Origin of the sequence: Devosia sp., from assembly GCF_048261455.1 — a bacterium.
In the GTDB taxonomy this organism is placed as follows: domain Bacteria; phylum Pseudomonadota; class Alphaproteobacteria; order Rhizobiales; family Devosiaceae; genus Devosia_A.
Window position 1 is genome coordinate 39,850 of record NZ_JBLXGA010000013.1, and the last position, 26,009, is coordinate 65,858.

The 26,009-nt window shown below is 63.3% G+C and carries 29 protein-coding genes; 10 read left to right on the top strand and 19 right to left on the bottom strand.

Going from position 1 to position 26,009, the window contains the following annotated elements; genetic code table 11:
• Positions 1 to 2: 2 nt before the first annotated feature.
• The 4 genes from purE (at position 3) to ACN0TK_RS13955 (ending at position 2,604) form a co-directional block, all read left to right on the top strand.
• The gene (gene purE, locus ACN0TK_RS13940; RefSeq protein ID WP_417310193.1) at positions 3 to 470 is read left to right on the top strand and encodes a 5-(carboxyamino)imidazole ribonucleotide mutase; all 468 of its coding nucleotides are present in this window, start codon (positions 3 to 5) and stop codon (positions 468 to 470) included.
• The gene (locus tag ACN0TK_RS13945) at positions 457 to 1,548 is read left to right on the top strand and encodes a 5-(carboxyamino)imidazole ribonucleotide synthase (protein ID WP_417310123.1); all 1,092 of its coding nucleotides are present in this window, start codon (positions 457 to 459) and stop codon (positions 1,546 to 1,548) included. The genes purE and ACN0TK_RS13945 overlap by 14 nt, the downstream gene beginning before the upstream one ends.
• A gap of 162 nt (positions 1,549 to 1,710) precedes the next feature.
• Complete coding sequence (gene rpsU / locus ACN0TK_RS13950; protein WP_417310124.1) at positions 1,711 to 1,935, top strand: 30S ribosomal protein S21; 225 nt, start codon at positions 1,711 to 1,713, stop codon at positions 1,933 to 1,935.
• Between the two features lie 201 nt (positions 1,936 to 2,136).
• A complete protein-coding gene (locus ACN0TK_RS13955) occupies positions 2,137 to 2,604 on the top strand; it encodes a DUF992 domain-containing protein (protein ID WP_417310125.1) in 468 nt (155 codons plus the stop codon).
• Positions 2,605 to 2,676: 72 nt separating this feature from the next.
• Here the strand turns inward: ACN0TK_RS13955 and ACN0TK_RS13960 are convergent, their stop codons facing one another.
• The 8 genes from ACN0TK_RS13960 to ACN0TK_RS13995 all read right to left on the bottom strand — a co-directional run bounded on the left by ACN0TK_RS13960 (position 2,677) and on the right by ACN0TK_RS13995 (position 10,012).
• Positions 2,677 to 3,492 carry an alpha/beta hydrolase gene (locus ACN0TK_RS13960; RefSeq protein WP_417310126.1) on the bottom strand — a complete coding sequence of 272 codons (816 nt, stop codon included), beginning with the start codon at positions 3,490 to 3,492 and terminating at the stop codon, positions 2,677 to 2,679.
• 73 nt (positions 3,493 to 3,565) lie between these two features.
• Positions 3,566 to 4,225 carry a DsbA family oxidoreductase gene (locus ACN0TK_RS13965; protein WP_417310127.1) on the bottom strand — a complete coding sequence of 220 codons (660 nt, stop codon included), beginning with the start codon at positions 4,223 to 4,225 and terminating at the stop codon, positions 3,566 to 3,568.
• 97 nt (positions 4,226 to 4,322) lie between these two features.
• On the bottom strand, positions 4,323 to 5,942 hold the full coding sequence (locus ACN0TK_RS13970) for a hypothetical protein (protein WP_417310128.1): 1,620 nt from the start codon (positions 5,940 to 5,942) through the stop codon (positions 4,323 to 4,325).
• 102 nt (positions 5,943 to 6,044) lie between these two features.
• Positions 6,045 to 6,665 carry a LysE family translocator gene (locus ACN0TK_RS13975; protein ID WP_417310129.1) on the bottom strand — a complete coding sequence of 207 codons (621 nt, stop codon included), beginning with the start codon at positions 6,663 to 6,665 and terminating at the stop codon, positions 6,045 to 6,047.
• Between the two features lie 158 nt (positions 6,666 to 6,823).
• Positions 6,824 to 8,227: an NAD(P)(+) transhydrogenase (Re/Si-specific) subunit beta gene (locus tag ACN0TK_RS13980; protein WP_417310194.1), complete on the bottom strand. Its 1,404-nt coding sequence runs from the start codon at positions 8,225 to 8,227 to the stop codon at positions 6,824 to 6,826.
• A complete protein-coding gene (locus tag ACN0TK_RS13985; protein ID WP_417310130.1) occupies positions 8,227 to 8,364 on the bottom strand; it encodes a hypothetical protein in 138 nt (45 codons plus the stop codon). The genes ACN0TK_RS13980 and ACN0TK_RS13985 overlap by 1 nt, the downstream gene beginning before the upstream one ends.
• Positions 8,364 to 8,666: a proton-translocating transhydrogenase family protein gene (locus tag ACN0TK_RS13990; protein ID WP_417310131.1), complete on the bottom strand. Its 303-nt coding sequence runs from the start codon at positions 8,664 to 8,666 to the stop codon at positions 8,364 to 8,366. Before ACN0TK_RS13990 ends, ACN0TK_RS13985 begins: the two co-directional genes overlap by 1 nt.
• Complete coding sequence (locus ACN0TK_RS13995; protein ID WP_417310132.1) at positions 8,666 to 10,012, bottom strand: Re/Si-specific NAD(P)(+) transhydrogenase subunit alpha; 1,347 nt, start codon at positions 10,010 to 10,012, stop codon at positions 8,666 to 8,668. Before ACN0TK_RS13995 ends, ACN0TK_RS13990 begins: the two co-directional genes overlap by 1 nt.
• A gap of 265 nt (positions 10,013 to 10,277) precedes the next feature.
• Here ACN0TK_RS13995 and ACN0TK_RS14000 point away from each other — a divergent pair, with 265 nt between their 5' ends.
• Positions 10,278 to 10,946, top strand: coding sequence for an outer membrane protein (locus ACN0TK_RS14000; protein ID WP_417310133.1), 669 nt, complete (start codon positions 10,278 to 10,280; stop codon positions 10,944 to 10,946).
• A 119-nt stretch (positions 10,947 to 11,065) separates the two neighbouring features.
• On the opposite strand, the gene ACN0TK_RS14005 is transcribed toward ACN0TK_RS14000, so the two are convergent.
• From ACN0TK_RS14005 to ACN0TK_RS14025, 5 genes are all read right to left on the bottom strand, one after another.
• Positions 11,066 to 11,308 (bottom strand): aa3-type cytochrome c oxidase subunit IV, encoded by a 243-nt coding sequence (locus ACN0TK_RS14005; protein ID WP_417310134.1) that lies wholly within the window; start codon positions 11,306 to 11,308, stop codon positions 11,066 to 11,068.
• Between the two features lie 18 nt (positions 11,309 to 11,326).
• Positions 11,327 to 13,165 (bottom strand): M3 family oligoendopeptidase, encoded by a 1,839-nt coding sequence (locus ACN0TK_RS14010; protein WP_417310135.1) that lies wholly within the window; start codon positions 13,163 to 13,165, stop codon positions 11,327 to 11,329.
• Positions 13,166 to 13,264: 99 nt separating this feature from the next.
• On the bottom strand, positions 13,265 to 14,173 hold the full coding sequence (locus tag ACN0TK_RS14015) for an alpha/beta hydrolase (protein ID WP_417310136.1): 909 nt from the start codon (positions 14,171 to 14,173) through the stop codon (positions 13,265 to 13,267).
• An 83-nt stretch (positions 14,174 to 14,256) separates the two neighbouring features.
• Positions 14,257 to 15,612, bottom strand: coding sequence for a mechanosensitive ion channel domain-containing protein (locus ACN0TK_RS14020; protein ID WP_417310195.1), 1,356 nt, complete (start codon positions 15,610 to 15,612; stop codon positions 14,257 to 14,259).
• A gap of 86 nt (positions 15,613 to 15,698) precedes the next feature.
• A complete protein-coding gene (locus tag ACN0TK_RS14025; RefSeq protein ID WP_417310137.1) occupies positions 15,699 to 16,109 on the bottom strand; it encodes a host attachment family protein in 411 nt (136 codons plus the stop codon).
• Positions 16,110 to 16,425: 316 nt separating this feature from the next.
• Here ACN0TK_RS14025 and ACN0TK_RS14030 point away from each other — a divergent pair, with 316 nt between their 5' ends.
• From ACN0TK_RS14030 to ACN0TK_RS14045, 4 genes are read left to right on the top strand one after another with little or no spacing between them, the layout of a single operon-like run.
• Positions 16,426 to 16,656, top strand: coding sequence for a hypothetical protein (locus ACN0TK_RS14030; RefSeq protein WP_417310138.1), 231 nt, complete (start codon positions 16,426 to 16,428; stop codon positions 16,654 to 16,656).
• Positions 16,653 to 17,411, top strand: a complete 759-nt coding sequence (locus ACN0TK_RS14035) for an SDR family NAD(P)-dependent oxidoreductase (protein ID WP_417310139.1) — start codon at positions 16,653 to 16,655, stop codon at positions 17,409 to 17,411. The genes ACN0TK_RS14030 and ACN0TK_RS14035 overlap by 4 nt, the downstream gene beginning before the upstream one ends.
• Complete coding sequence (locus ACN0TK_RS14040) at positions 17,408 to 17,875, top strand: hypothetical protein (RefSeq protein ID WP_417310140.1); 468 nt, start codon at positions 17,408 to 17,410, stop codon at positions 17,873 to 17,875. Before ACN0TK_RS14035 ends, ACN0TK_RS14040 begins: the two co-directional genes overlap by 4 nt.
• Entirely contained in the window at positions 17,872 to 18,360 is a 489-nt protein-coding gene (locus ACN0TK_RS14045) for a hypothetical protein (protein ID WP_417310141.1), read from the top strand. Before ACN0TK_RS14040 ends, ACN0TK_RS14045 begins: the two co-directional genes overlap by 4 nt.
• A 3-nt stretch (positions 18,361 to 18,363) precedes the next feature.
• Here ACN0TK_RS14045 and ACN0TK_RS14050 read toward each other — a convergent pair whose 3' ends face one another.
• Positions 18,364 to 19,419, bottom strand: coding sequence for a malate/lactate/ureidoglycolate dehydrogenase (locus tag ACN0TK_RS14050; RefSeq protein ID WP_417310142.1), 1,056 nt, complete (start codon positions 19,417 to 19,419; stop codon positions 18,364 to 18,366).
• Positions 19,412 to 20,215, bottom strand: a complete 804-nt coding sequence (locus tag ACN0TK_RS14055) for an IclR family transcriptional regulator (protein WP_417310143.1) — start codon at positions 20,213 to 20,215, stop codon at positions 19,412 to 19,414. The genes ACN0TK_RS14050 and ACN0TK_RS14055 overlap by 8 nt, the downstream gene beginning before the upstream one ends.
• A 306-nt stretch (positions 20,216 to 20,521) precedes the next feature.
• On the opposite strand from ACN0TK_RS14055, the gene ACN0TK_RS14060 reads away from it, so the two are divergent.
• Positions 20,522 to 21,868 (top strand): aspartate aminotransferase family protein, encoded by a 1,347-nt coding sequence (locus ACN0TK_RS14060; RefSeq protein ID WP_417310144.1) that lies wholly within the window; start codon positions 20,522 to 20,524, stop codon positions 21,866 to 21,868.
• Positions 21,869 to 21,903: 35 nt separating this feature from the next.
• Here the strand turns inward: ACN0TK_RS14060 and ACN0TK_RS14065 are convergent, their stop codons facing one another.
• The 4 genes from ACN0TK_RS14065 to ACN0TK_RS14080 all read right to left on the bottom strand — a co-directional run bounded on the left by ACN0TK_RS14065 (position 21,904) and on the right by ACN0TK_RS14080 (position 25,995).
• The gene (locus tag ACN0TK_RS14065; protein WP_417310145.1) at positions 21,904 to 22,899 is read right to left on the bottom strand and encodes an ABC transporter permease; all 996 of its coding nucleotides are present in this window, start codon (positions 22,897 to 22,899) and stop codon (positions 21,904 to 21,906) included.
• 80 nt (positions 22,900 to 22,979) lie between these two features.
• Positions 22,980 to 24,020, bottom strand: a complete 1,041-nt coding sequence (locus ACN0TK_RS14070) for a sugar ABC transporter substrate-binding protein (RefSeq protein ID WP_417310146.1) — start codon at positions 24,018 to 24,020, stop codon at positions 22,980 to 22,982.
• The gene (locus ACN0TK_RS14075; RefSeq protein WP_417310147.1) at positions 24,017 to 24,832 is read right to left on the bottom strand and encodes an ATP-binding cassette domain-containing protein; all 816 of its coding nucleotides are present in this window, start codon (positions 24,830 to 24,832) and stop codon (positions 24,017 to 24,019) included. The genes ACN0TK_RS14070 and ACN0TK_RS14075 overlap by 4 nt, the downstream gene beginning before the upstream one ends.
• Complete coding sequence (locus tag ACN0TK_RS14080) at positions 24,829 to 25,995, bottom strand: ROK family transcriptional regulator (RefSeq protein ID WP_417310148.1); 1,167 nt, start codon at positions 25,993 to 25,995, stop codon at positions 24,829 to 24,831. Before ACN0TK_RS14080 ends, ACN0TK_RS14075 begins: the two co-directional genes overlap by 4 nt.
• Positions 25,996 to 26,009: the final 14 nt, after the last annotated feature.

The following is a 26,009-nucleotide window of genomic DNA, read 5'->3' on the forward strand; positions in this document are numbered from 1 at the left end:
TCATGGGCAGCCAGTCCGACTGGCCGACGATGCGCCTTGCCGCCGAGGTGCTCGACACGTTGAAGATCGACTATGAGGCGCGCATCGTTTCCGCGCACCGCACCCCTGACCGCATGTACGATTTTGCCACCAATGCGCGCGACCAGGGCTTCAAGGTGATCATCGCCGGCGCCGGTGGCGCGGCGCACCTGCCAGGCATGATCGCCGCGCTGACCCCCCTGCCCGTCTTCGGCGTGCCGGTCAAATCCCGCGCCATGTCCGGCCAGGACAGCCTGCTGTCGATCGTGCAGATGCCAGCCGGCATCCCGGTGGGCACGTTGGCGATCGGCGAGGCCGGCGCCAAGAACGCAGCCCTGCTAGCCGCCGCGGTACTGGCGCTGTCCGACGACGAGATCGCAGAGCAGCTCGACGACTACCGCCAGAACCAGACCGACATCGTGCCGGAATATCCTGTTGATGACCCAAACTGACGCCCCGCTGCCGCAGGGCAGCATCGTGGGCATTCTCGGCGGCGGCCAGCTCGGCCGCATGCTGGCTCTTGCCGCCTCCCGACTTGGCCTCAAATCCCATATCTACTGTCCAGACCCGGACAGCCCGGCCTTCGACGTGACGCCGCTGAAGACGGTTGCCGACTATGAGGACCCGGCGGCACTCGCGGCCTTTGCCGCCGAAGTCGATGTGATCACCTATGAATTCGAGAACGTGCCAGCGCGCACGGCGGAATTCCTCGCCGACCACAAGCCGCTGCGTCCCGGCGCCAATGCCCTGGCCGTGGCGCAGGACCGGCTGGCAGAAAAAGCCTTCCTGAGCATCAACCGCCTGCCCGTCGCCCATTTCGCCGCGATCACCGATCTCGACAGGCTGGAGGCGGAGATCGAGGAGATCGGTACGCCTGCCGTGCTGAAGACCACCAGGCTCGGCTATGACGGCAAGGGCCAGCGCATCGTCGACAACATGGAAGATGCGGCGCTGGCCTGGGAATTGCTGACCCCCAAACCCTTGGTGCTGGAGCAGTTCATCCCGTTCGAGCGCGAAATCTCCGTGATCGTGGCGCGCAATGCGGCCGGACAGGTCGCCGCCTATGATCCTGCAGAGAACGTCCACCGCGACCACATCCTGCACACCAGCACGGTGCCGGCAGCGATCACCGGCAAGACCGCTGCGAAAGCGCTCGAGATTGCCACGGCGATCGTCGAAGCCCTGAACTATGTCGGTGTCATGGGGGTCGAGTTCTTCGTGCGCGACAACGGCAAGCTGCTGGTCAACGAGATTGCGCCGCGCGTCCACAATTCCGGACACTGGACCGAGGCCGTGTGCATCACCGACCAGTTCGAGCAGCATATCCGTGCTGTCGCCAACTGGCCGTTGGGAGATCCGGCCCGCATGGCCAATGTGGTGATGGAGAATCTGATCGGCGACGAAATAGCGGCCATACCGGGCCAACTCGATCCGACGACGCGCCCGCATGCCTACGGCAAAGCCGAGTCGCGCGCGGGCCGAAAGATGGGGCATATCAACCGAATTACCGTCAAAAAGCGCAAGAAATAGCGTTTCCGCGCATGCAGCGGGTGTGGACAAGGCAGTTCGATTGGCCTATATAGCCGCCCAACGCGGTCGGCTTTTGTCGATCGGCGCTGCTGCAATCGACTTCGGTCGGGTGCTCCAGCGCTTTCTCAAACAGTTTTGACGGATTACGAAGGGCGGTAGCGCTTGCAAGTAGTTGTTCGCGACAACAATGTGGATCAGGCGCTCCGGGCCCTGAAAAAGAAGCTTCAGCGCGAAGGTGTCTTCCGCGAGATGAAGCTTCGCAACTACTATGAGAAGCCTTCCGAGAAGAAGGCCCGCCAGAAGGCCGAGGCCGTTCGCCGTGCCCGCAAGCTGGCCCGCAAGCGCGCTCAGCGCGAAGGCGGTCTGGTGACTGCCGGTCGCCGTTAAGAGCGACTATTTACAGAATCTGCACCACGCCGCCCAAAAGGCGGCGTTTTGCATTGGGGCGCCCGAATTCTGCCCCAATATTGAAGTGTCGCAAGACTGGCTTCAAAAGCATCCGGCACCAATGCAACGCGTGCCGACCGGGGGCCGTTTAAGCCCTGTGCGTGTCACTATGATCACGCGTCAAACATTGAGGGATCAGATATGAAGAAACTTATCGCAGCCGCTCTCGCCACCGTCGTGATGGCCAGCTCCGCTGGTATTGCCCAGGCCGAAACCCGCGTTCAGGTCGGGCGTCTATCCTGCGACGTTGAAGGCGGCGTCGGTCTGCTGATCGGTTCGTCCAAGGACATGAGCTGCGCCTTTTACCGCAAGGGCCACCAGACCGAGTACTATGACGGCCGCATCGACAAGCTCGGCCTCGACATCGGCGTGACCGGCCAGACCCAGATCGAATGGCTGGTGTTCTCCGGCGCTTCGACCAAGTACGGCCCCGGCTCGCTGTCCGGTACCTATGTCGGTGGTTCGGCCGAAGCCACGATCGGCGTCGGCCTCGGCGGCAACTGGCTGATCGGCGGCTCGAAGCGCGGCTATGCGCTGCAGCCCTTCTCAATCCAGGGTCAGACCGGCCTGAACTACGCCGTGACCTTTACCGGCCTGACGCTCTACTGAGCTGAAGCCGCATCGCTGAGACTGAAAGCGCCGGCCCTGTGGCCGGCGTTTTGCTGCGTGGACCCTGAATGCTCAGCGGCCCGAATCGGCCCTGCTGAAGAACACTTGCGCTGCCGCCCACAACCCGCGATCCCACAGGTCGGAATGGCCGCCACCTGCAACGATCAGCAACTCGTCCTTGTTGGGCGCGAGCCGATGCACCGCCTCGCCATGCTCCACCGGAATGGTGCTGTCGGCAGTGCCATGCGCGACAAACACCGGCTCAGTGACATCGGGCATCCATTCGCTGAGGCGGTACTGGTCGTGCATCAGCAGCCGCACCGGCAGGACGGGGTAGCGCTCGGCGGCGACCTGAACGGCGGACAGGAATGGGGATTCGAGCAGCAGCGCCTGCGCCTCGCGTTGCGCGGCGACCCAGGTCGCTGGCGCCGTGCCGAGCGACCGCCCCCACAGGACGATTGGAAAACCCTGCTGCGCCGCCCAGTCGAAGGCGGCGAGACCGTCCGCGAGGACATGCGCTTCGGTCACCTCGCCCGGCGAGGCCGGAAAACCGCGATAGTCGAAGGCCAGAAAGCCGTAGCCGGCGGCGACGAAAGCTTCAAAACGCGCATGCTCTCGCCCGAAGCTCTGCGCATTGCCGCGGAAATAGACGATCAGTGGTTGGCCGCTGGCCGGCTTCTGGTACCAGCCGTTGATGACCGCACCGTCCGAGGTGGGAATGGCCACGGCCTCGGCTGCGCTGAGCGCTGTGTCTGAAAGGGCCAGAACCGCGCCGTCACGAACGTACTGCAGGTCGCGCTGGAACACATACATCCCGACCACTGCAGCCATATAGGTGACGGCGATACCGATGAGAGCGCCAATGCCGGCGCGCCTGAGCCTGCCCATGCCTGCCACCTCCAAGCCAAATGGATGGCACGAGCCGGCGCGCTCGGCAATGGGACCCGCGGCCCGAGACCGCTCAGTTGGCCTGCTGCTGGAGCTTGCTCGGATCGATCGCCGCTTCAAAGGCGCGTGTGAACATCTCCTGCGGCTGGCAGCCGGACACCGCAAAGCGGTTGTCGAAGATGAAGAACGGCACGCCCTGAATACCCTGCTGCGCCGCGGCGACGGCAAGCTCGTGGGTGATCCGCAGCGCCTCGGAATCATTTACCGCCGCTATCGCCTCTTCGCGCGTGAAGCCGTGCGCGACCGCGATGTCGGCGAGCACCTTGTCGTCGTGTATCTGCCTATGGTCCAGGAAATAGGCCGAGGCAATGGCATTGGCGAGCGCATGCTGGGTGCCCTTCTCCCGCGCCAGCCGCACCAGCGTATGTCCCTTGCGGGTCGGGAAAACAGGCGGCTGCTGGCTCAGATCGAGATCGATCCCGGTGCTCTGCGCTTCCTGCTCGACCCTGGCCCACATCTCTTTGGGGTCGCGGCCATATTTCTCGCGCAGCATTTCGGCAACCACGACGCCCTCTTCGGGCGTGTTGGGATCGAGATAGAACGGATGGTTCTCGACATCGACCGTGACGCCATCGGGCAGTTCGGCGATCGCCTTGTCGAGCCGTGCTGACCCGACGATGCACCAGGGGCAAACGCTGTCGGTGAAGAGATCAACCTTGATCGTGCGGGCCATGTGGAACTCCTTTTGATGAGCCCTCTACATGGAAGCTGCGCCGCGAACCGACAAGAACGCACATGGGAGTAACTGCCCGGGGGCGCGGTAGCCGTCACTACCGTTTCAGCCCGACCGCGTTTCGAAGCATCTCCGGCGCGGTCTCGTCGCCCTTTGCACCGATCTCGATCCAGTACTTGCCATGGGTGAAGCCGGAGCCCGGAACGTCGCGCATTTTGGTGTCCTTTTCGACGATACCTTTGCCAAAGAGGTCAGGCTCGCCGACGATGCTGGAGATGAAGTCGCCGCTATAAAAGAACGATTCACCTTCATGAGTGTCGGTGAGGTTGGTCCACCGCACAACGCTGAACACCGCCGCATGGTGCGTCGCCTTGGCGCCCTCATCAAGAAAGCCCCACTCGGGGTGATTGACCGCATCGTAGTCGACAGGTGGAGACATCGACAGCAAACGCTCGACGCGCATTTTTTCGAAATGGTCCGGCCCATCGGCAATCAGCATCCGCGCGTGGCCAAGTGGCGTGCCCAGGCTCACGAAGTCGGAGATTTTCCAAGGCTGGTTGGGCGTGGTCTCGGCGTCTGACGGGGGGACCGCACCTTCAGCCTGTGGCTTCGGCCGACTTGGGCCAAGCGCCAGAAATGCCTGCCATTGCAGATCCTGGTACTTCTGCCGCTGCTCGGGTGTCCAATCTCCAGGATTGCTGGTGACGAAGTTCCGGACATTCCTCAGTGGCCGCATTGCCGCGGCCGACGGTGGATTGAGCTTGGTCGGTCCAACCCGCTGCCAGAAAATCTGCAACAGATCATAGGCCAGGACCGTGCCGAGCGAATGAGCGACGATGATGATGCGATCATAGCGATCCGAGTTGTGTAGCCCCTCAAGCAGCTTCAGACCGCGTTCGCGAATGCGCGCCCGTGGCCCCACTGTCTCGACCTGTGCCTTGAGGTAGACCGCCGCATCGCCGAAGACCGGTAGACCGAATTGGAACAGCAGATAGACGCCCAGGCCGATCAGACTGAGTGGCGCGAAGATCTGGGTAGTCGGGAAGATCGCGACATTGGCGAGGAAAATGATGAGAGCGACAAGGCTATAGCGCCACCTGTGTACGAGCGGCAGAAAGGCGAAGGCCGCGAGAAGTGGCACGATGGCGCCGAGCGCGATCAGCGAGACGGGTGTCAGGCATAGCTGTGCTCGCATGAGGGACGGGATGGCCAGCAGCGCCCAGATGATCATCAAGCCGCATAGAAACAGCACGGTGCTCACCAGCAGCAGCAACTGCTTCATCGACGGGCTGATCGCCGATTTCGGCAGGGCGAGAAGGCCACGGAGCCAGTTCGCCAAGTTGCGGAACGGCGTATCTGCCAGCAGGTCCGCATAGTAGAGTTCGAAAAAGTCCGTCTTGCGGGCGCCGTTCCCCGGCTGGCCCGGCTGCGCCGCCTCGGTCGGCGTGGTGATACGGTGCAGTTCGAATGAACCGGTGAGTTCGTCGGGCACGATGTAGTAGCGCGGCTCGCCATTGGCGGTGGTAGCTGCGCCGGGCGGCAGCAGACCGTCGACGATGGCCCTGAGCGTCTCCATCGGGCGCTGCTGGCCCTGGCCGTGGACCACGACCACGGCCTGCCGGCGGATCGGGTCCTTTTTCTGCGGCTGCGTGGCTTCGTCCCGTTTGCCCGCAGTCTGCTTCGCTGTCCGTCTAGGATCGTCGCCGTCGTCGCTCATGCCGCCCTCCCGGTCGAGCCTACGATGGAGTCCAGGGGGCAGTGTCAAGCAGCGGCACGCCCACGTCGACTGCGGAAAACCACTTATGCAAAAAGTGGCCGGTCAGACCGCAGTCTTTATCAGCAGCCAGATGGCGACGCCGACCAGCATGACGGCAAAGACTAGCGCCGTGGCCTTGCGCAGGTCGGGGCGCTTGAAGAACGGCGTGAGCGTGGAGGCCAGCAGCACAATGACGGCATGGATGGCCGTGGCCGCCAGCACATAGGTGGCGACGAGCACCGTGGTCTGCGCATTCAGCGAGGCCGCCGGGTCCATGAAGCCCGGCATGACAGTGATGAAGAACAGCGCCGCCTTGGGGTTGAGCAGATTGGTGACGAAGCCGCGGCGGAAATAGACCCATTTCCGTACCGGCAGCGCGCCGGTTTCGGTCTCGCGCTGCGCGTCGCGCCAACCATCCCATGCCAGCCAGAGCAAATAGGCTGCGCCAGCCCAGCGCAGCGTTTCATAGATGAACCGGTTCTCGAGGATCAGCGAACCGACCCCGACCCCGACGATGGCGCCAAGCAGCGCTAGGCCGACGGCCACACCGAGCACCGCCATCATCCCGTCAGCGCGACCGCGCGACACGCCAACGAGCGCCAGATAGGCCATGTTGGGACCGGGCGTCAGCTCGATGGCGACTGAGGTGAGGAAGAACCCGGCGAGCAGGGCCAGATCAAGCATCGCCCGATCTCACCACTTCTGAACTGAGCCACCGGCAGATGTCACTCTGATCCGGTCGAAGATCGAAGGCGTAGCAAGCTCGCCGAGCCCGATCTCGTGGTTCGACAAGCTCACCATGAGGTCTCAAAACCATCGATCCCGCCTTGCGCTCTTGCGCACTAGTGCCCGAGCGCCTTGACGATATCCTCGGTCATCTTCTTGGCGTCGGCAAACAGCATCATCGTGTTGTCGCGGAAGAACAGCTCGTTCTGCACGCCGGCATAGCCTGCCGCCATGCCGCGCTTGATGAACAGCACCGTGCCCGCGTCTTCGACGTTGAGCACCGGCATGCCATAGATCGGCGAGGTCTTGTCGGTCTTGGCGGCGGGATTGGTCACGTCATTGGCACCGATGACAAAGGCCACGTCGGACTGGGCGAATTCGGAATTGATGTCCTCGAGCTCGAACACCTCGTCATAGGGCACATTGGCTTCGGCGAGCAGCACGTTCATGTGCCCCGGCATGCGGCCTGCCACCGGGTGAATGGCATATTTGACCTCGACCCCCTCGGCCTTGAGCAGATCGGCCATTTCGCGCAGCGCATGCTGCGCCTGAGCGACGGCCATGCCATAACCGGGGACGATGATGACCTTGCTGGCGTTCTTCATCAGATAGGCGGCATCATCGGCAGCGCCCTGCTTGACCGGACGGGTCTCCTCCTCGCCGCTCGCCGCCGCGCTGTCATCGGCACCGAAGCCGCCGAGAATGACGGAGATGAAGCTGCGGTTCATCGCCTTGCACATGATGTAGCTGAGTATGGCGCCGGACGACCCCACCAGCGCACCCGTGATGATCAGCGCCGAATTGCCCAGCGTGAAGCCGATGCCTGCGGCCGCCCAACCCGAATAGGAGTTGAGCATGGATACGACGACCGGCATGTCGGCCCCGCCGATCGGGATGATCATCAACCCGCCGAGCACCAGCGCCACGATGGTGATAAGCCAGAACCAGACCGGGTTGGCGGTGAAGTAGAAGATGACAATCAGCACCAGCAACACCGCACCGAGTCCGATGTGGATGGCATGCCGGTTGGGCAAGAGGATCGGCTTGCCGCTCATCGAGCCGTTGAGTTTGAGAAAGGCGATGACCGAGCCGGTGAAGGTGAAGGCGCCGATGGCCACGCCGAGGCTCATTTCGATAAGGCTCGGCGGGTGAATTTGGCCGGCCTCTGCGATCCCGAAAGCATCGGGTGCATAGAGCGCTGCGGCGGCGACGAAAACCGCCGCGAGACCGACCAGCGAATGGAAGGCCGCGACCAGCTGCGGCATGTCGGTCATCTTGACGGTGCGCGCCATGAAGGCGCCGATGGCGCCGCCGATACCGATACCGCCCAGGATCAGCAGCCAGCTGACCCAATCGGAGACACCGGCGACGAACAGCGTGGTGACGATGGCGATGCCCATGCCCACCATGCCGAACATGTTGCCCTGCCGCGCCGAAGCGGGACTGGACAGCCCGCGCAGGGCCATGATGAACAGCGCACCGGCGACCAGATAGAGTAGCGCGGCAATGTTGGCGTCGATCATGATGCCCTCGCAACGGTGGCGCTGCGCGCCTGGAAGACGAGGCCGGCGGTGATCAGCAGCAGCGCAAAAGTGAGCCCCGTCAGAATCTGGAAGGTCGGCGGCAGGATGGCTGCGGCCTGGGTGGGCGACAGCATCACGACTTCCTCTTGTACATCGCCAGCATGCGCTGGGTGACGAGGAAGCCGCCGAAGATATTCACGCTCGCAAGTACCAGCGCGATGAACCCAAAGATCTTCGAGGTCCAGTTGGGTTCGCCCACATGGCTGACCCCAACCGCCAGCAGCGCGCCCACGACGATCACCGAGCTGATCGCATTGGTGACGCTCATCAGCGGCGTGTGCAGTGCCGGGGTCACCGCCCAGACGACGAAATAGCCCACGAAGATCGCAAGGACGAAGATCGAGAACTGAAAAACGAATGGATCGATCGTACCCATCACTTGCTCTCCTTGGTGGCGGGCTTGCGCGCGCGGCTGGCGGCGGCGGGTTTCGCTGCACCGGCTTTTCTGGCAGCGGGCTTTTTGGCGGTTGCGGGCTTTTTGGCGGCAGCGGGCTTCGCAGCGGCAGTTTTCGGGGCCGTCAAACTGGTGGTGGCCGATTTTGACGCTGCAGACTTCGCAGCGGCTGCCGGCTTCGTGGGCTTGGCCGCCGCAGCTTTTGGCGCCTTGATATTGGGATGCACAATGGCGCCATCGCGGGTGAGCACGGTGGCCTTCACCAGCTCGTCCTCCCAGTCGATCGCCAACGTCTTTTCGGACTTGTCGATCAGCGTTTCGAGGAAGGCGGCGAGGTTCCGCGCATAGAGCTGACTGGCCGAGGTGGCGAGGCGTCCCGCCATATTGGTGGGCCCGAGAATGGTGACGCCATTGTCGGTGACGACCACTTCATCGGGTTTGGTCAGCGCAACATTGCCGCCCCGCTCTGCCGCGAGATCAACAACCACCGAGCCCGGCGCCATGGAGGCAACCATCGCCGCAGTGACAAGCTGCGGCGCAGGCCGGCCCGGGATCAGGGCGGTAGTAATGACGATATCCTGCTTGGAGATATGCCCGGCAACCAGTTCCGACTGGGCCGCCTTCTCCGCATCGGTCAGTTCGCGCGCATAGCCGCCGGAACCCGACGCATCCTTCAACGCCTCAGTCATGACGAATTTCGCGCCGAGCGATTCCACCTGCTCGCCAGCTGCCGCGCGGACGTCCGTAGCAGTGACCATGGCGCCCAGCCGCCGCGCCGTGGCGATGGCTTGCAGGCCGGCGACACCGGCGCCCATGACGAACACCTTGGCGGGCCGCACCGTGCCGGCGGCGGTCATCATCATCGGCATGGCGCGCTCGAACACGCCGGCCGCATCGATGACGGCCTGGTAGCCGGCCAGATTGGCCTGGCTGGACAGGATATCCATCACCTGTGCCCGGGTGATGCGCGGCATGAACTCCATGGCGACCAGCGTGACGCCGGTATCCGCCAGCGCGGCGATATCGGCCTCATGGCCGAACGGGTCCATGCCGCCAATGACCAGAGCGCCCGCAGCGACGCTCTTGAGGGACGCGGCCTGCGGGCGGCGGACCGTCAGGACGACATTTGCGCCCTTGGTCACCGCCGCGGCAGTGCCGAGCGTGGCGCCGGCAGCGGCATAATCCGCATCGGGGAATCTCGCCTTGGCGCCGGCATCGGTTTCAACAGCGAACTCGGCACCGAGAGCCACGAGCCGGGCGACTGTCTCCGGCGTCGCCGCCACCCGGGTCTCGCCTTCGACACGTTCGCGCAAGACGGCGATCTTCATAAGCGAATCCTCAATCGGCACTCGCAAACATGATTAAAGAAGCGGCACAAGAAAATCCAGAACCATGCAAACAGTCGGCGGCACCACGCACTTGACGACTGCGGTCGCTGCCTCGGGCCTTGCAGTCGGCGTAATGACCAGCCGTTCATGGTGAGGCTTCGCGGTCACATCCCGACCATTTCAGAGCAATTCAGAAATATACCTCTTTTAATTCTCTTTGACCGGCGTATGGACTCTCCGACTACGTGACATTTGGGAGATGACTATGCGTAAACTATCAGTATTGAGTATCGCAGTTGCTGCGATGAGCGTCGGAACATCGGCCTATGCCGCAGACCTCATCATTAGCGAACCCGCACCGATGATGATCGACAACTATGCACCGGCCAATGGCTGGGAGGGCGCATATGTCGGTATCCATGGCGGCTACGCCTCGGGCGATGTGGATTCCTCGACCGGCACGACCGGCGACCATGGCATCGCTGGTGGATTCCTCGGCGCTCAGCTGGGCTACAACTTCATGCTGACTGAGGGCCTGGTGCTCGGCGTACAGGGCGATATCAGCTGGGCCAACATCTCGGGAACAGAAGACTACGGATTCGTGGAAATCACCGACTCCGTCAACTGGACCGGCTCAGCCACTCTGCACCTCGGCTTCGACGGCGGCGTATTCATGCCCTACGTTTTGGGTGGTCTGGCCTTCGCGAATAACGAACACAGCGACGACTTCGGCGGATTTACTGACGATAGCCAGACTCACATAGGCTACACTGTCGGCGCTGGCGTCGCGTTCATGGTGACCGAGCAGGTTTCGGCATTCGTCGAAGCGCGTTACAGCGACTACGGGACCAAGACCTATGACCTTGGTGGCATCAATCCGGATATTTCCCTGTCCGACACCTCGCTCCGCGCCGGTGTGAACTTCCACTTCTGATCTGAAACGCAGACGTAAAAACGGCCCCTTTCGAGGGGCCGTTTTTGTTCTTGATCGGGGTCGAACCCGCGAATGAGAGCAAAGCCCGGGCGCATTAGCTGCGCCAGGAGGCTTGCAGCCTATTTGCGCTCGCGCATCACATAGGCACCGCCGATGGTGACCGGGATCAGCAGCAGCAGGACAAGGCCGAGAAGCGGCTGGTCCGCCTCGATGAAGCAATACAGCGCCAGCACCACGTAGACCATGGAGATGATTCCCCACTTCACCATGGCGATGAAGCCCTCATAGGTACGCTCGTGCATGGCGTAGTCCATCTCGGGCGGGATCTCGTCAGTGCTGTTCGGATTGGTCGTATTGGCCATCGGATTCCTCAAGGCTCGTCAGTTCGGGTCGGTCGCTTCCAGCTCGTCGATCAATCTCTCGATCATCGACAGGCCGAGTGACCAGAATTGCGGGTCACGCGCATCAAGTCCGAAGGGCGCGAGCAGCTCGGAATGATGCTTGCTGCCCCCCGCCTTCAGCAGCTCGAAATAGCGCTCTGCGAAGCCGTCATTCGCCTTTTCATACTGTGCGTAGAGCGAGTTCACAAGGCAGTCGCCGAACGCATAGGCATACACATAAAACGGCGAGTGAATGAAGTGCGGGATATAGGCCCAGAAGATCTCGTAGCCGTCGTTGAGCTTGATCGCCGGCCCCAGGCTCTCGGCGCTCACATCCTGCCAGATGCGGTTCAAATCCTCGGTGGTGAGCTCGCCCTGGCGTCGCTGCGTGTGGACTTCGCGCTCGAACGTATAAAAGGCGATCTGCCGCACAACGGTGTTCAGCATGTCCTCGACCTTGCTCGACAGCATGGCGAAGCGCTGTTGCGGATCCGTTGTCTGGTCGAGCATCGAGCGGAAGGTCAGCATCTCGCCGAACACCGACGCGGTCTCGGCCAGCGTCAGCGGGGTCGGCGCCATCAATGGCCCCTGCTCTGCCGCCAGAACCTGATGGACGCCATGTCCCAACTCATGGGCGAGCGTCATCACGTCGCGCGGCTTACCCAGGTAGTTGAGCATCAGATAGGGATGCGCCGACGGCACGGTGGGGTGAGCGAAGGCGCCCTGCGACTTGCCGGGCTTTGTCGGGGCATCGATCCAGCCACGCTCGAAAAACGGCGTGGCGATCTCGACCAGCTTTGGGGAGAAATCGCCATAGGCCTTCAGCACCGTGTCCTTGGCGGCCTGCCAGTCATAGACACGCTCGTCGCTGGTCGGTAGCGGCGCATTGCGGTCCCAGGCATTCAGCTGGTCCTTGCCAAACCACTTTGCCTTCATCTTGTAGTAGCGGTGGCTGAGCCGCGGATAGGCGTCGCGCACCGCCGTCTCAAGCGCGTCGACCACCTCGCGCTCGACGGAATTCTCGAGGTGCCGGCTGTCCGCGATGTCTTCGAACCCGTGCCAGCGGTCGGAGATTTCCTTGTCCTTGGCGAGGACATTGGTGATGTGGGTGAACAGGCTTTTGTTGGCGACAAGCGTCGTCGAGAGCGCCTCGAACGCCTTTTCGCGCTTGGTCTCGTCGCGATCGGTGAGCAGGTTGAGCACGCCTTCGAGATTGAGCTCTTCGCCCTCAAAATCGAACTTCAGCGCCGCCATGGTTTCATCGAACAGCCGGTTCCAGGCCGAAGCGCCGGTCGTCGACTTCTCGTGGAACAGCTCTTCGAGCCGGTCTTCGAGCTGATAGGGCTTGGCCTTGCGCAACTCGTCGAACCACGGCTTGTAGCGCGCCAGTTCCGCGTCGGCTGCATAGGCCGCATCGAGAATGGACTCGTCGATCCGGTTGAGTTCGAGACCGAAAAAGATCAACCCGGTGGAGAGGTCCGTCAGCGCCTGCGTGGTGTCGCCGAGGAACTTGACCTTGTCCGGCTCCTGCGTGTTCCGCACGTATTGCAGGAAGGCATATGAGCCGATGCGACCGGTCACATCGTTCAGCTTCTCGTAGCGGGTGATGGCATCGCGCAGTCCGCCGGACTGCGTCAGTGACACCAGCTTGCCCTTGTAGTCGGCTTCAAATGCCTTGGCCTCGGTCTTCGCCCAGTCGAGGTCAGACTTGAGTTCGGCGGAGTCGTTGCCCGTATACAGATCGTCAAGGTTCCACACGGGCAGCTCGCCCAGCTGGTTGTGCACCTTTTGGGCAGCGGCCTCGGGTGCATGGAGCGGCTTGGGAGAATTCAAGATCATCACCTCGCTAAAACGCGCGCGACCTTAGCCAGCGCGGCGGTTGATGGAAAGCGCAGCGACGCCGCAGCTTGCGGCAGCGCAGCGCCTCTGTGTGTCGGATCAGTCCAGTAAGCCGCGATGGCGCATCCAGTTGCCGAACAGATCGATCCACGGATCGGAGAGCAGGCCGTTCTCGCCCATGCCGAAGCCATGCGCACCATTGCCGAAGATGTGCATTTCGACCGGAAAGCCGGCCTTGTGCCAGTTCTCGTATAGCCGGGCCGTCGAAACCGGCGACACCGACCGGTCATCATCTGAAATGACGAGAAACAGCGGCGGCGCATCGACCGGCACGCGCATGTCGGGCCGCCAGGCCGGATAGATGCCACAGACGAAATCGGGGCGGCTGTCGCGATCGTGCAGCATGGCAGCGCCCATGGCGACCCCGCCACCAGCGGAAAACCCGGCGATGCCGATCTTTTCAGGGTCCAGACCGAACTCGCCCGCCCGCTGGCGCACGAAGGTGATGGCTTGCCGCCCGTCCTCCTCGCCCAGCATGCGCGCCCCCATGATGGCAGCTGCGTTCGGGGGCGCCGTGTCGCTGATCCGCGCCTCGCCAAGCTGGCGCTGCAGGTTATTGCGGAAATCGAGTAGTTCGGCGTCATCGTCCGGAGAGCGTGCCAGCCGGTACTTCAGTACAAAGGCAGTGACGCCACGCTGGGCCATCCAGCGCGCCATTTCATAGCCTTCGTGGTCGATCATCAGAAAATGGAAGGCGCCGCCGGGTGCGATGACGATCGACGTGCCGTTGGCCTTGCCGTCCGGCGGCCGGAACATGGTGAGTGTTGGGATCACCACATTGCGGGTCAGCCGGCGCCCCTCCTTGCCAGCCCAGGGGATCGGCATCGTGCTTTCGGCATGCGTCCAGCTTTCCGACCCCGGCGCATGTCCGTCGCCGGGCCAGATCGTATAGACGGCGCTCGCGTCGGGCGCGTCCTTCAGCGTGGTGATGGAATCATTGTCGTTCATTCAGGCGTCCTCCCAAAGAGTCCCCTAGCGGCAATAGGCCGGTCGCAAAAGTCCCTGGCGGACCGGATGCCGACGCGGCGCGATCAGTCCTTGAGCAGGTTTGTCTCGGATTCAGGAATACGGCCCTCGCGCTGCTGGCCGATTTCGCGCGTCTCGCTTGTGAGATCTCCTTCGGCGGCGGTGGCGTCTGTGGCCTCTTCAGTCACGCGCTTGCGCGGATGCGGCGCGGGCGCCGGGCGCACGGAGTTGGCATCCGCCTGGATGATCGGCACACCTTGCGGGAAGACCACCTCACGGGCCGGATCAGGCATTTCGACACCGCCCTCATACAGTGCGTTCTTGGTGAGCCGCAGCAGGGCCGAATTGATCTTGGCCGGTGAATAGGCCGCGCTGTCGAACCAGTAGAAGACGCGCATGTTGACCGTCGCATCGCCCAGCTGATCGACCAGAACCAGCGGCTCGGGCTTGTCCAGCACCGCCGGATGCGCCTTCAGCACGCCGCCGATCAGCTCCTGCGCCAGAACCACCGAGGAATCGTAGCTGATGCCGACGACATACTCGGCCCGGCGGCTGGGGATGCTGGAGTAGTTCTTGATGATGCTCTTGAACACCGTGGCATTGGGAATCTGGACGTGATTGCCATTGAGCGTCAGCAGCACGGTGCTACGCGTATTGAGGTTCTGCACGACGCCGGTATAGCCCGCCACCTCGATCAGATCGCCGCTGTTGAACGGATTGCGGACGCTGAGCAGGAGGCTGGCGAGGAAATTCTCGGCGATGTCGCGAAAAGCAAAACCGATGATGATACCGACCAGACCGGTGCCACCGAGAATGGTGAGCGCCAGCTGCGTCAGGCCCGCAATGCGCAGCACGAAATAGATACCGAGCACAAAGACCGGCAGCGAAATGGCGCGCAGAATGACGCTCATCAGCAGCGGCGAACTGACCCGCCGCGCGATAAACGGCCGCGCGATCATCGCAATCAGCTTCGCCACCAGCCAGCTGGCAACGACAATTATGAAAACCAGCAGCGCCATCGGCCAGGCCTGCAGCGCCCGGTCAACAAGCACGCGCAGTTCGCTCAGGGCACGCTCGAACGTGGTCTGCAGGTCGCTGGCGACGGCAAGATTATTGACGACCGCCACGACGCCTTCGGTGCTCTTTGCAAGATTGCCGGCCCAGGTGGAACGCTCGCGGGTCTCTGCCGTCCCCTCGAGAAAAACCACACCTTCCTGAACCCGGACCGCCGGGTTGGTGAACCAGCCCGTCGCCTCCAAGATGCGCTGCAGTCGAGTGGCCACATCTGCATCGGAAGCTGCCGGAACGGCTTCGATGGTCCGCTCGGGTATCGCCGGGTCGACGCTTGTCTGATCGAGCAGCCCCGGCAGATCGGCTTGCGCCCGCGCCGGTACGGCAGCAAAAACGGCGGTGAGCAGCATGAGCACGACAAGAACCGGCCCGAGCAGTCGGACCGGTTCACTTTTATTTCCGCGAACGAATGCGCCCGCTGCTGCCGCCAGCGAAATCAGGCGGCTGCCTTGTGGATGGTGGTTTCGAGTTCCGCCACGGACTGACCCATCAGTTCCTTATCGATGCTCAGCACTATACTGGCTTCGACCGTTTTGTGCAGCGTTGCGCGCACCTGCCCCAGAGTCTGAGGATCCGCCGCCAGCACCAGATGCTCGTACTTGCCGCCGTGGCGCATCTTGTAAAGCAGCTCTGCGAGCTGCTTGGCGAAGGTCGCCTCGTCGGTCTGGCGGGGCGTCTGTTCTTCAGGGCGGCTACCGGAGGGACCCTCGTCATCGAGGTTCTTCGGCGTCAGCTGACGCTCTTCCTTCAGTGACAGGCCATCGCCCGCTTTCTTGGCGCGCAGCAGGGTGGCCCCATGACCGTCGGCGATCACGACCAGCGTGTCATCGGGAATGGAAACGGACATTGGAAATCCTCCGGTTTGCAGGACAATCGAGCGAAAAACTCACGGTCCAACTGTTCAAAAATTGTGCTCGGAGCCCAACGCGTCACACCCCTCAAAGGATGCACGCGACAGATGGCCTCAGGTCTCCGGCGTGCATCGATCGCCCGCCGCGAAATCGAGGTGCGAGAGCGGTTTGTCGCCAGTTCTTTCGACGCGTTTCGCCGAGCGAAACAGCGCCGCCTTCTCCTCCAAATGAAAATGGGCAAGCCTCGCAGTGAGCCCCGGCAGGCAATTGCAACCGATCGCCATCGCTCGGGCACTGATGCCCGGACCAGAGATGCTGAAGGATCTGGTCGAAAATCCGGGGCTGGGGCTGGTATTCATCGCGCGCGGCCTGTCGGTCGTCGCCTACACGACAAGCAGGGTTTACGTCATGTCCGCAGGAAAGATCGTCGAGACCGGAAAACCGCTCGACCTGTTCCGCCAACCGCAGGCCGAGGCCACGCGCGATCTGGTGGGAGCCATTCTCAGCGTTGTAGGCGGACTCGCCGGGAAAGCCCTGTCATGAGCGCGCAATGTGTTGCGATCACCGGCGCGACCACCGGCATCGGCTATGGCATTGCCGAAGCCTTCGCCCAGAAGGGCGCGCGCCTCGTCATCAATTCGCATGTCGAGGACACCGTGGCCGCCGAGCGCCTTGGCGCGCTGACAGAATGCCATTTCATCAGGGCGGACATGTCGACGGTGGAGGGCGCCGAGGGTTTTGTCGCCGAGGCCCATGCAAAGCTGGGACGGCTCGATACCCTGGTCAACAATGCCGGGACGTTCCGCGATAGCGATTTCGGCACGCTCGATGCCAGGGCGTTCACCCAGACCATCGACCTCAATGTGCGTGGCTATCTGTTCGCGGCGCAGGCCTTCGCAAATCTGGTGGGCCCCGAGCAGAGCGACGCCAGCATCGTGTGCATCGGGTCCTCGAATTCGCTGCAGGCGGAAAAGAACAGCGTGATCTATGACACCTCGAAAGGCGCCGTGCTGATGATGGTGCGCAGCCTGGCCGTGTCGCTGGCCGAGCGCAGCATCCGCTGCAATGGTGTCGGTCCGGGGCTGATCACCACGCCGCTGACTCAGGCGGGACTGGATCGGCCGGGCGCGCGGGACGCGGTGAGCCAGAAGATCCCGCTCGGGCGTGTCGGCGACCCGCAGGATATCGGTCCGGTCGTCGTTTTTCTGGCCTCGCCCGAAGCACGCTATGTCACCGGCCAGATGCTCTATGTCGATGGCGGCATCACGGCGCAGCAGACCTCGTGGGAGCCGGCATGACGGAACACCCGGCCGACCCGGTACCGCTGCGCTACGCCGAAACCGGCGAAGTGCATCTCGATTTTCACGGCGCCACCAATACGACGATCGAGTTCATCTTGGCGCGGTTTGGCCAGGACGCGCTGGACCAGATCTTTCGCAAGGTCGGGACGGACGTCTATCGATCCATCCATGAGGATCTTGCAGCCGGGGACACCCGGCAACTGGTGGCCCACTGGGAACACTTCTTCACCCGCGAAGATTGCGACTACGACATCGCGGTGGGCGAAGACGAGATCGTCCTGACCGTCCGCCGCTGCACCGCCTGGCACCACGTCGCAAAGCTCGTCGGCGCCCCGTCGCCGCAGTTCTGTGACCAGACCACTCGCACCAATGAGGGCATGGCCGAAGCAACGCCCTTCGCCATCGACACCGAGATCACCGGCCCCGGCAGTTGCCGCCAGATCATCCGGAGGCGCTCATGATCCCGTCCGATCATTTTACGCGTTTTTACAATGAAGTGTTCAAATTTCTTGAAGCGCAAGGCGAAACCGTACTTGAGGATTATTTCCTCGCGATTTCGAAGAACCAGGAAAAGCACATCCTCGAGCTGATCGAAACCGATGGCCTCGCCGGGATGGACGCCTACTGGACGCACATCAAGATCGAGGAAAACTGCGATCTCGACATCACGCGCGACGACGAGCACCTCGAACTGCGCATGAACGTCTGCCCGAGCCTGAGCAAGGTGATGGACAACGACGCCGAGCCGATGGGCCGCTATTGCGACCATTGCGCCGGCTGGATCGGGCCGATCATGGACAAGACCGGCTATCACCTCGTCTATGACGTCATCGACCGAAAACAGCCGCATTGCGTGATGCGGATCTTCAAGGACGAGGCGAAAGCGAAGGCCGCCGAACGTGAGGCCGTGCTGCCGATGCGCTGGCCCGGGTGCACGCGCGACTAGGGTTCAGTCGAGCGCCAGATCGCCGGCGCCGACTTCCGTCCCTGCAGCAATGAATTGCGCCAGGGTTGCCGCATCGACCGGGATGCCGGCCTCGAGGCGCGCCGCACGGGTCGCCAGTTCAGGATCGCCGGGGAGTTGCACCCCACTGCCTGTCGCGTTTTCCGACAGGACCCAGTCGAGGACGCTTTCGAGCTCGGTTGCGAACGGCGCGGCCGTGCCCAGCCGTGCGGGCGCCACGACAACCGAGAACATGGAATTGACCACCGCATGGGCGTCAGCGCTGTGCTGAGTGTCGCCACCGACCAGCGCCGCGCCGAGCAGTTCGCACGCCAGCATCAGTCCCCACCCTTTGTGCGCACCGAAGGTGGTGAGCGCGCCGGGCGTCGCATCGAACAGCTGCGCGGGATCTGTGGTCGCCTGCCCCTTGGCGTCGAGCAGAGCGCCCGGCGGCAGCTGCTCGCCCTTGTTATGCGCCACCCGCACCTTGCCGGAGGCAAGGGTGCTGGTGGCGAAGTCGACGATCACCGGCGGGGCACCCTCGCGTGGAAACCCGGCTGCGAAGGGATTGGTGCCGAGCCGTGCCTTGGTGCCGCCGAAGGGCGCGACGATCGGCCCGGCGACCACATTTACGAAGTGGATCGAGACCATGCCGGCGGCAGCGCATTGCTCGGCCCAATGGCCGATGCGCCCGACGTGATGGCTGTTACGCAGACTGACGATGGCGCTGCCTGTGTCGCCGGCGCGGGCGATGGCCAGGTCCATCGCGTCATGCGCCATCACCTGCCCCATGCCGCGACCGGCATCGCAAACCAGCATGCCGCCACTGTCGAGTGCCACCGTGAGGCTCTGGTTGAGTTTCAACCCGCCGGACGCAAGGCCCTTGAGATACATCGGCACGACGCCGATGCCGTGGGAATCGTGACCGCGCAGATTGGCCTCGATCAGATGTACGGCAACCAGTTCGGCCTCGCGCGCCGATGATCCCGCGGCGCGAAACAGCTTCTCGGTCGCCACCCGCAACCGATCAGCGGGGATGCAGGGCGTCTGGCTGTCAGCCATCGAGTTCCTCAAAGGTTTCCGGCGCGGTGCCGCCGCCAAGTCGGCGCGAAATGCGCAGCGCGGCGCTCTTCAGCGCCTCTGCGGCGCTGGTGGCCAGCTCCGGTCGCATCCGCCGCTCGGGCGCCGACAAGCTGATGGCGGCAACCGGGAAGCCGGCCGGATCGAGGATCGGCACGCCGATGCACATCAAGCCATCTTCGTTCTCGCCCATCTCGATGGCATAGCCGCATTTGCGGATCGTATCGGTCTGGCGGCGCAGCGCCCGCGCATCGGTGAGCGTTCGGAAGGTCATTTGCGGCAGTTCGGGTGCGTTGAGCAGCCCGCCGCCCGCATCGGGCAGATAGGCGAGGATGGCCTTGCCGAGCGAGGTCGAATGAACGGGGTGCCGATGCCCGACACGGGCATGCGCCCGTTGCGGCCGGCCCGTCTCGAGCATTTCGATATAAACGATCTCCCCGTCAGACAGCACGGCGAGGTTGACCGTCTCCCTGAACTTCTCAGCCAGCTTCTGCATTTCAGGCTGGGCCAGCTGGCGCAGGCCGGCGAACGCCGTATCGCGCGCTGCGAGATCGCGGAACCGCTCGCCGACGCCATAGCGATCGCGTGGGATGTCATGGGCGAGGAAGCCGGTCGCCGACAGGGTCTGCAGGTAACGAAAGACGGTGGTCTTGGGCAGGCCGAGCTCGTGCACGATCTCAGTCAGGCTCACCATATGGCCTTGCCGCGCCACATAATCGAGCACCTGCAGCGCCTTGACGACGGGCTGCACCATGTAGTCGCCCTCGGGCTTGTCCATTTGCATGCCTCCAAGGCCCTGTGCCAAAGCCGAACCGTGGGACGCCCACCTGTCGACCGACAACATAGTGCCGAACACACTGATACGCTTCAACAAAACTAAGGGCGTTCCGCGTCTCACTGTCAACGGGCCATAGCACTTTGGGGGCAGAGATGGCGCGCGGCAATGGGGTCGCCGAACCCGATCCATGCAAACATGAGCCCGCCGTGGCCGTCGCCAGCGTTTTTCCACCTCGCGGAACCCGATGGCATTTACAACACCGGGTGTAGTGAGGCCCTTTGACGCAAAAGACCAAGGAGCCTTCATTTGACCGTCTCACCAAACGCGCTGACCGAAACCGATGGGGACCTGATGCGCTTCGACAAGTCGGCTGAAACGATCCGCCGGAATTCCCAATGGATCTCGGGCGGGGTCAACAGCAACTTCCGGCTCAACATCGCGCCGACGCCGCTGGTGTTCGAGAGTGGCGAGGGCCCCTATCTGCACGATGTCGATGGCAATACGCTCATCGATTACTACCTCGGCATGGGGCCGATGATCCTGGGCCACAAGCCCAAGGCGCTGGTCGATGCGGTCAAGACCCAGATCGACAATGGCATCCTGTTTGCCGGCCAGACCGCAGTCGAAGCCGAAGCCGCGCGGTTGGTGTGCGAATTGGTGCCCTCGGCCGAGCGCATGCGCTTCGGCTCGTCCGGCTCCGAGGTCGACCAGGCGGCAATGCGCCTGGCTCGGGCCGCGACCGGCCGCACGCTGATCGTCAAGTTCGAGGGCCATTATCACGGGTGGTTCGACAATGTGCTGTGGTCGACGGCGCCGGCTGCCGGCCAGGGCGGCGACGAGTCTGCGCCGACGCCGGTGATCGGCTCGAAGGGCCAACTGCCGGAATCTGCCGACGAACTCGTGGTGCTGCCGTGGAACGATCTCGCCGTGCTTGAAGCGCGGCTGGCCAAGGGCGACATCGCCGCGGTGATCATGGAAGCCGCCATGTGCAACCAGGGCGCCATCCAGCCCGCCGACGGCTATCTCGAAGGTGTGCGTGAAGCCTGCACCAAGTATGGGACGATCCTGATCTTCGACGAGGTGATCACCGGCTTCCGGCTGGCACCGGGCGGCGCACAGGAAAAGTTCGGCGTGCTGCCGGACCTGTGCACCTTCGGTAAGGCCATCGCCAATGGCTTCCCGGTCGCGGCCATCGCCGGGCGCGCTGACCTGATGGACATGTTCACCAACGCCGGTGTCGTGCATGGCGGCACCTACAACGCCCAGCCGGTGGCCATGGCCGCGACGGTCGCCACGCTCAAGTCGCTCACGCCGGCGCTCTATGACGGCATCGCCGAAAACGGCAACGCACTGATCGAAGGCTTCCGCGAGATCTTCGCACGCGAGGGCGTGACGGCGCAGGTCGTTGGCTTCCCGCAGGTCTTCCACGTCGCGCTGGGCCTGGAGCAGCCGGCACGCAGCTATCGCGACCTGACCAAAATGAACAAGAAGGCCTATGTCGCGCTGACCACGGCCCTGCTGCAGCGCGGCGTCCGGGCGCTGGAACGCGGCGCCTGGTTCATGTCGAGCACCCACGACAAGGCGGTCGTCGACGCCACCCTGGACGCCATGTCCGGCGCCGTGAAAGCCCTCAAGGCCGACGGCACGATGTAACGCGCCGTCGCGGCCCGTAGGACAGACGCTCCGGGTCAGGCCAGCCTGGTCCGGAGCGAGTGCTTCAGGGTGTCGAGCAGCACGGCGGCGAGCACGAGACCGCCGTGGATCATCTGGGTAAAATGCGCCGGCAGGCCCATCAGGTTGATCGCGGTGTTGATCGACGACAGCAGCAGGACGCCTGCGTAGACTCCGGGCAGCGCACCGACGCCACCCTTGAGGCTGACGCCGCCAATGACCACCGCCGCGAAGGCGTTGAACAGCATGCCCACGCCGAGGTTGGCGGTCGCGCCCGAGGTGCGGATGGCCAGCAGCCAGCCGGCGAGACCGGCAATGGCACCAGCCAGTACGAAGGTGAGAATGAGGATGCGCTTGACCCGGATGCCGGCGCGATAGACGGCGTTCTCATTGCCGCCAATCATGAACAGGTGCCGGCCAAACGGCGTCTTGAACATGATGAATGAGAAGACCACGAAACAGATGATGGCGATCCACGCCGTCAGCGGGATGCCCACGAGGCGCTGCACGCCGAGCCAGCGGATCGACGGCGCCAGATCCTGTGCGGAACGGCCACCCGAAATCGCGACGACGAGGCCACGCACCCAGATATAGCTGGCAAGCGTGACGATAAAGGCGTTCATGCGCACTTTGACGACAAGATAGCCGTTGATGGCGCCGATCACGGCGCCGGTAGCAAGACCGAGCACCAGCGACAAAGGAACGGCGAGCCAGTCGGGCGTCAGTTCGATACCCATGCCGATACCGGCCGAGCAGAACAGGATGCCGGTGACCATTGCGGCCAGCGCCGCCGAGGACTCGACCGACAGGTCCATATGCCCTGCAATGATGACCATGGCGAGCCCGATCGCCATCACCCCGAGCACGCTGGACTGTTCGACGATGTTGGCGAAGATGCCGACCTGGAAATAGTGCGGCACGGTGGCCGAAAAGATCACCAGAACCGCGAGCAGCATGAACCACACGAGATTGTCGAGAACGAATTCGAGGATGTGCCGGGTGCGCGGATTCATGGTCACTTCGATGTATGAGAGACAGGGAAAAGTGGCTGAGGTCCACCGCCCGACCACGAGGGCCGGGCGGTGGCGCGCGATTACTCGACCGAGCTGATGCTGTCGGTCGGCGGCTGCATGTTGCCCCAGAAGGCGGGGTTATCGATGTTGTCCATGGTGATCACGGCACCGGGGATCTTGATGTTCGGACCCCAGTCTTCCATCGTCACGGTCGACTCGAGACCGATGACGTCATAGGTGCCCGGCTCGATCTCTTCCTTGTTGACGATCTTGTCCATGAACATGGCGACCGCAGCAGCCTGAGCGTAGAGCGGCTGCTCCACTTCGGCCTGCATCCAGCCGCGACGGATCAGGTCGAGACCGACAGGCGCTCCGTTGGACGACAGCATGAAGATGTCGCCCGGCTGCTTGCCGGCGCTTTCGAGCGAAGCGGCTGCCGCCACGGACAGATGCGCGGCATGGTTGAAGATCAGATCGATATCGGGATTGGCGAGCAGCTGGTCGGACACGATCGTGCCGGCATTGCTGGCTTCCCACTGCATGGCGGGCACCGAGATGATGGTGACGTCCGGATAGGCCGCCATCTTTTCTTCAAAGCCCTTCTGGATGTCGAGCGTGTAGGGGTCGCCCGGGTCGCCGAGGACCTGAAGCACCTTGCCCTTCACCTCACCATATTTCGAGCTGAGCAGATCCTGCACCACGCCGGCTGCGACATAGCCGATCTCGACCGTGCCAGCGACCGAGGTGAAGGCCGACGGCGTCGAGGTGATCTGGCGATCGAACTCGACCACCGGAATACCGGCCGCCATGGCCGCCTCGATCGAGGGCTTGAGGGCGTTGAAATCCACCGCCGCGAGGATGATCGCAGCAGGCTTGAGCGCGATGACGTCGTTCATCTGGCTCTGCTGCACGTCGGTCTTGTTGTCCGCGTTCAGCGTCTGCATCTCGTATCCGACCTGCTCGAGAAACATCTCGAGCGCGCTCACCGAGCCGGTCTGGAATTCATCGAGAAGCGTTGGGACGAGATAGTAAACTTTGCCTTTGTCCTGGGCGTAGGCCGGCGAGAGTATGGACATCGCCAATACCACAACGCCGAAGGCCGCTATAAGCATGCGCTTCATATCGTTTGCTCCTGTTCGCCGGACCCTCTCTCAGCCGCCGACGGCCCTGCCGGTCCGGCACCGGTCACAGGCTCTCCGGTGATCATGCTGATCACCGCATCGGTCGTCGTATTCCTGGTTTCCACGTCGCCAGCGACCACGCCTTGGCGGATCACCACGATCTTGTCGGCGACCTGAAAGGCCTGCTGCATGATGTGGGTGATGATGACGACGCCAATGCCCTGGTTGGCGACACGGCGGATCATTTCCAGCCCGCGTCGTGTCTGATCGACGCCAAGCGCCGCGAAGGGCTCATCGAGCAGCACCAGCTTGCCGCCCCAATGGACGAAACGGTTGAGTTCAATCGCCTGGCGCTGCCCACCCGACAGGGTCTCGACCTTGTTTCGCAGCGACGGAATGCGGGTGCCGGCGTTTTCCATCGCCTCGGCCACCACACGCTCCATCTCCTTTTCCTGCAGCACGGGGATGCCGAACACCTTCCTGGTGATCTCGCGGCCCATGAAGAAGTTGGCGACGACGTCGACATTCGTGCACAGCGACAGGTCCTGATAGACCGTCTCGATCCCGGCCCGCTTGGCCTCGGACGGCGACTGCGCCTGGAACGGCTTGCCATCGAAGGTCATCCTGCCCGAGGTCGGCTCGAGCCCGCCGGAAATGATCTTCACCAAAGTGGATTTGCCCGCGCCATTGTCGCCGAGCAGCGCCACCACTTCGCCCTTGCCGATCGAAAAGCTGATGCCTTTCAGCGCTTCGATGGCACCGTAGTTCTTCTTGATGTCGTCGAGGACCAGCAGCGGTTCGAACCCACTCATGCGGCTATCCTTTTGGAAAGAGGATCGTGATCTTTGCCGTCGCCGGCGAACAACTGCCCGAAGCGCGGGGACAGCACGCCGGAGACCGCCAGCGCCGCAGCGCCGCGCAGGACGGTGTCGGCGCCGCCATCGGAGAGGATGACCCGGGGGGCCTGACGGTCACTGCGGGCCGATACCGAATTGGGCAGTTGCTGTGTCGTGTCGATCAGTGCCGACAGCAAGGAGACCGGCGCCAACCCACCAATGATCACGGTCTGCGGATCGAAGAGGTTCTCGACCGTCGTGACGGCGGCACGGAACATCGGCGCCACCATCCGCGCCCAGTCGGTCTCGCTGGTGCCGGGTGGGCGGCGGTTGAAGGCTTCGAGCGACACATAGCGCTCGAGACAGCCGTGATTGCCGCAGGGACAGGCTTCCCCATCGAGCACGACGGGCATATGCCCGATTTCGCCGGCATTGCCCCAGGCACCACGGAGCACGGCCCCATCGTGGACCATCGCGCCGCCCAGCCCGAAACCGAAGAACAGGTAGTAGAAATTGGGGTACGCGCCGCCGGCGCCATAGAGCCGCTCGCCCAGCGCAGCGGCGGCCATATCGACCTCGATGAAGGCCGGCAGGCCGGTCGCCTCGGTCAGCCTCTGCCGCAGATTCACCCCGCCCCAGCCCCTGAGGGTCGTGGGTCCGACGAAGCTCATTGCGGTGATATCGAATGGGCCGGGCAGCGCCATGCCGACGCCGAGCATCCGGCTGTCGGGCCGCTCAGCTCGCAGTTCCGCACTCAGGTCGCGAATCTCGGCAAAGGCCTGATCCGGCGACATGTCGGCGATGGCGCGGGTGCGGCTGGCAACGACATCTCCGTTGAGATCGATCAGGCCGACGTCGACGCCCAGCGGCGTCACATGGACGCCGATGGCATAGCCACCATCCGGATTGAGCCGCAGCGTCGTGGGGGGCAGCCCCCGCCCCCGCGGCTCTTTTTTCTCGGTCAGCAGGAAGCCCTGCTCTTCGAGTTCGCGAACGATGGTGGACACGGTCTGGACGGTCAGCCCGACCTGCTGGGCGATGTGACCGCGGGTGGTGGGGCCATAAAGGCGCACCGCTTCGAGCACGATGCGCCGGTTATAGGGCCGTCCGAATTCCTGGTTCGTGCCGCGCAGCGCCATGCCACCCCCTGTCC

Bases quoted from the DNA above. Each gene is read 5' to 3' on its own strand.
- ACN0TK_RS14005 (WP_417310134.1), bottom strand. From the start codon at position 11,308: ATGGCCAATACGACCAATCCGAACAGCACTGACGAGATCCCGCCCGAG.
- ACN0TK_RS14065 (WP_417310145.1), bottom strand. From the start codon at position 22,899: ATGAATCCGCGCACCCGGCACATCCTCGAATTCGTTCTCGACAATCTC.
- ACN0TK_RS13970 (WP_417310128.1), bottom strand. From the start codon at position 5,942: ATGAGCGACGACGGCGACGATCCTAGACGGACAGCGAAGCAGACTGCG.
- ACN0TK_RS13955 (WP_417310125.1), top strand. From the start codon at position 2,137: ATGAAGAAACTTATCGCAGCCGCTCTCGCCACCGTCGTGATGGCCAGC.
- ACN0TK_RS14025 (WP_417310137.1), bottom strand. From the start codon at position 16,109: ATGTCCGTTTCCATTCCCGATGACACGCTGGTCGTGATCGCCGACGGT.
- ACN0TK_RS14050 (WP_417310142.1), bottom strand. From the start codon at position 19,419: ATGGCTGACAGCCAGACGCCCTGCATCCCCGCTGATCGGTTGCGGGTG.
- ACN0TK_RS14045 (WP_417310141.1), top strand. From the start codon at position 17,872: ATGATCCCGTCCGATCATTTTACGCGTTTTTACAATGAAGTGTTCAAA.
- purE (WP_417310193.1), top strand. From the start codon at position 3: ATGGGCAGCCAGTCCGACTGGCCGACGATGCGCCTTGCCGCCGAGGTG.
- ACN0TK_RS13975 (WP_417310129.1), bottom strand. From the start codon at position 6,665: ATGCTTGATCTGGCCCTGCTCGCCGGGTTCTTCCTCACCTCAGTCGCC.
- ACN0TK_RS13990 (WP_417310131.1), bottom strand. From the start codon at position 8,666: ATGGGTACGATCGATCCATTCGTTTTTCAGTTCTCGATCTTCGTCCTT.
- ACN0TK_RS14000 (WP_417310133.1), top strand. From the start codon at position 10,278: ATGCGTAAACTATCAGTATTGAGTATCGCAGTTGCTGCGATGAGCGTC.
- ACN0TK_RS14075 (WP_417310147.1), bottom strand. From the start codon at position 24,832: ATGAGTGGGTTCGAACCGCTGCTGGTCCTCGACGACATCAAGAAGAAC.
- ACN0TK_RS14015 (WP_417310136.1), bottom strand. From the start codon at position 14,173: ATGAACGACAATGATTCCATCACCACGCTGAAGGACGCGCCCGACGCG.
- ACN0TK_RS13945 (WP_417310123.1), top strand. From the start codon at position 457: ATGACCCAAACTGACGCCCCGCTGCCGCAGGGCAGCATCGTGGGCATT.
- ACN0TK_RS14010 (WP_417310135.1), bottom strand. From the start codon at position 13,165: ATGATCTTGAATTCTCCCAAGCCGCTCCATGCACCCGAGGCCGCTGCC.
- ACN0TK_RS13965 (WP_417310127.1), bottom strand. From the start codon at position 4,225: ATGGCCCGCACGATCAAGGTTGATCTCTTCACCGACAGCGTTTGCCCC.
- ACN0TK_RS14040 (WP_417310140.1), top strand. From the start codon at position 17,408: ATGACGGAACACCCGGCCGACCCGGTACCGCTGCGCTACGCCGAAACC.
- ACN0TK_RS14035 (WP_417310139.1), top strand. From the start codon at position 16,653: ATGAGCGCGCAATGTGTTGCGATCACCGGCGCGACCACCGGCATCGGC.
- ACN0TK_RS13995 (WP_417310132.1), bottom strand. From the start codon at position 10,012: ATGAAGATCGCCGTCTTGCGCGAACGTGTCGAAGGCGAGACCCGGGTG.
- ACN0TK_RS14020 (WP_417310195.1), bottom strand. From the start codon at position 15,612: ATGCTGCTCACCGCCGTTTTTGCTGCCGTACCGGCGCGGGCGCAAGCC.
- ACN0TK_RS14030 (WP_417310138.1), top strand. From the start codon at position 16,426: ATGCTGAAGGATCTGGTCGAAAATCCGGGGCTGGGGCTGGTATTCATC.
- ACN0TK_RS13960 (WP_417310126.1), bottom strand. From the start codon at position 3,492: ATGGGCAGGCTCAGGCGCGCCGGCATTGGCGCTCTCATCGGTATCGCC.
- ACN0TK_RS13985 (WP_417310130.1), bottom strand. From the start codon at position 8,364: ATGCTGTCGCCCACCCAGGCCGCAGCCATCCTGCCGCCGACCTTCCAG.
- ACN0TK_RS14055 (WP_417310143.1), bottom strand. From the start codon at position 20,215: ATGGACAAGCCCGAGGGCGACTACATGGTGCAGCCCGTCGTCAAGGCG.
- ACN0TK_RS14070 (WP_417310146.1), bottom strand. From the start codon at position 24,020: ATGAAGCGCATGCTTATAGCGGCCTTCGGCGTTGTGGTATTGGCGATG.
- ACN0TK_RS14080 (WP_417310148.1), bottom strand. From the start codon at position 25,995: ATGGCGCTGCGCGGCACGAACCAGGAATTCGGACGGCCCTATAACCGG.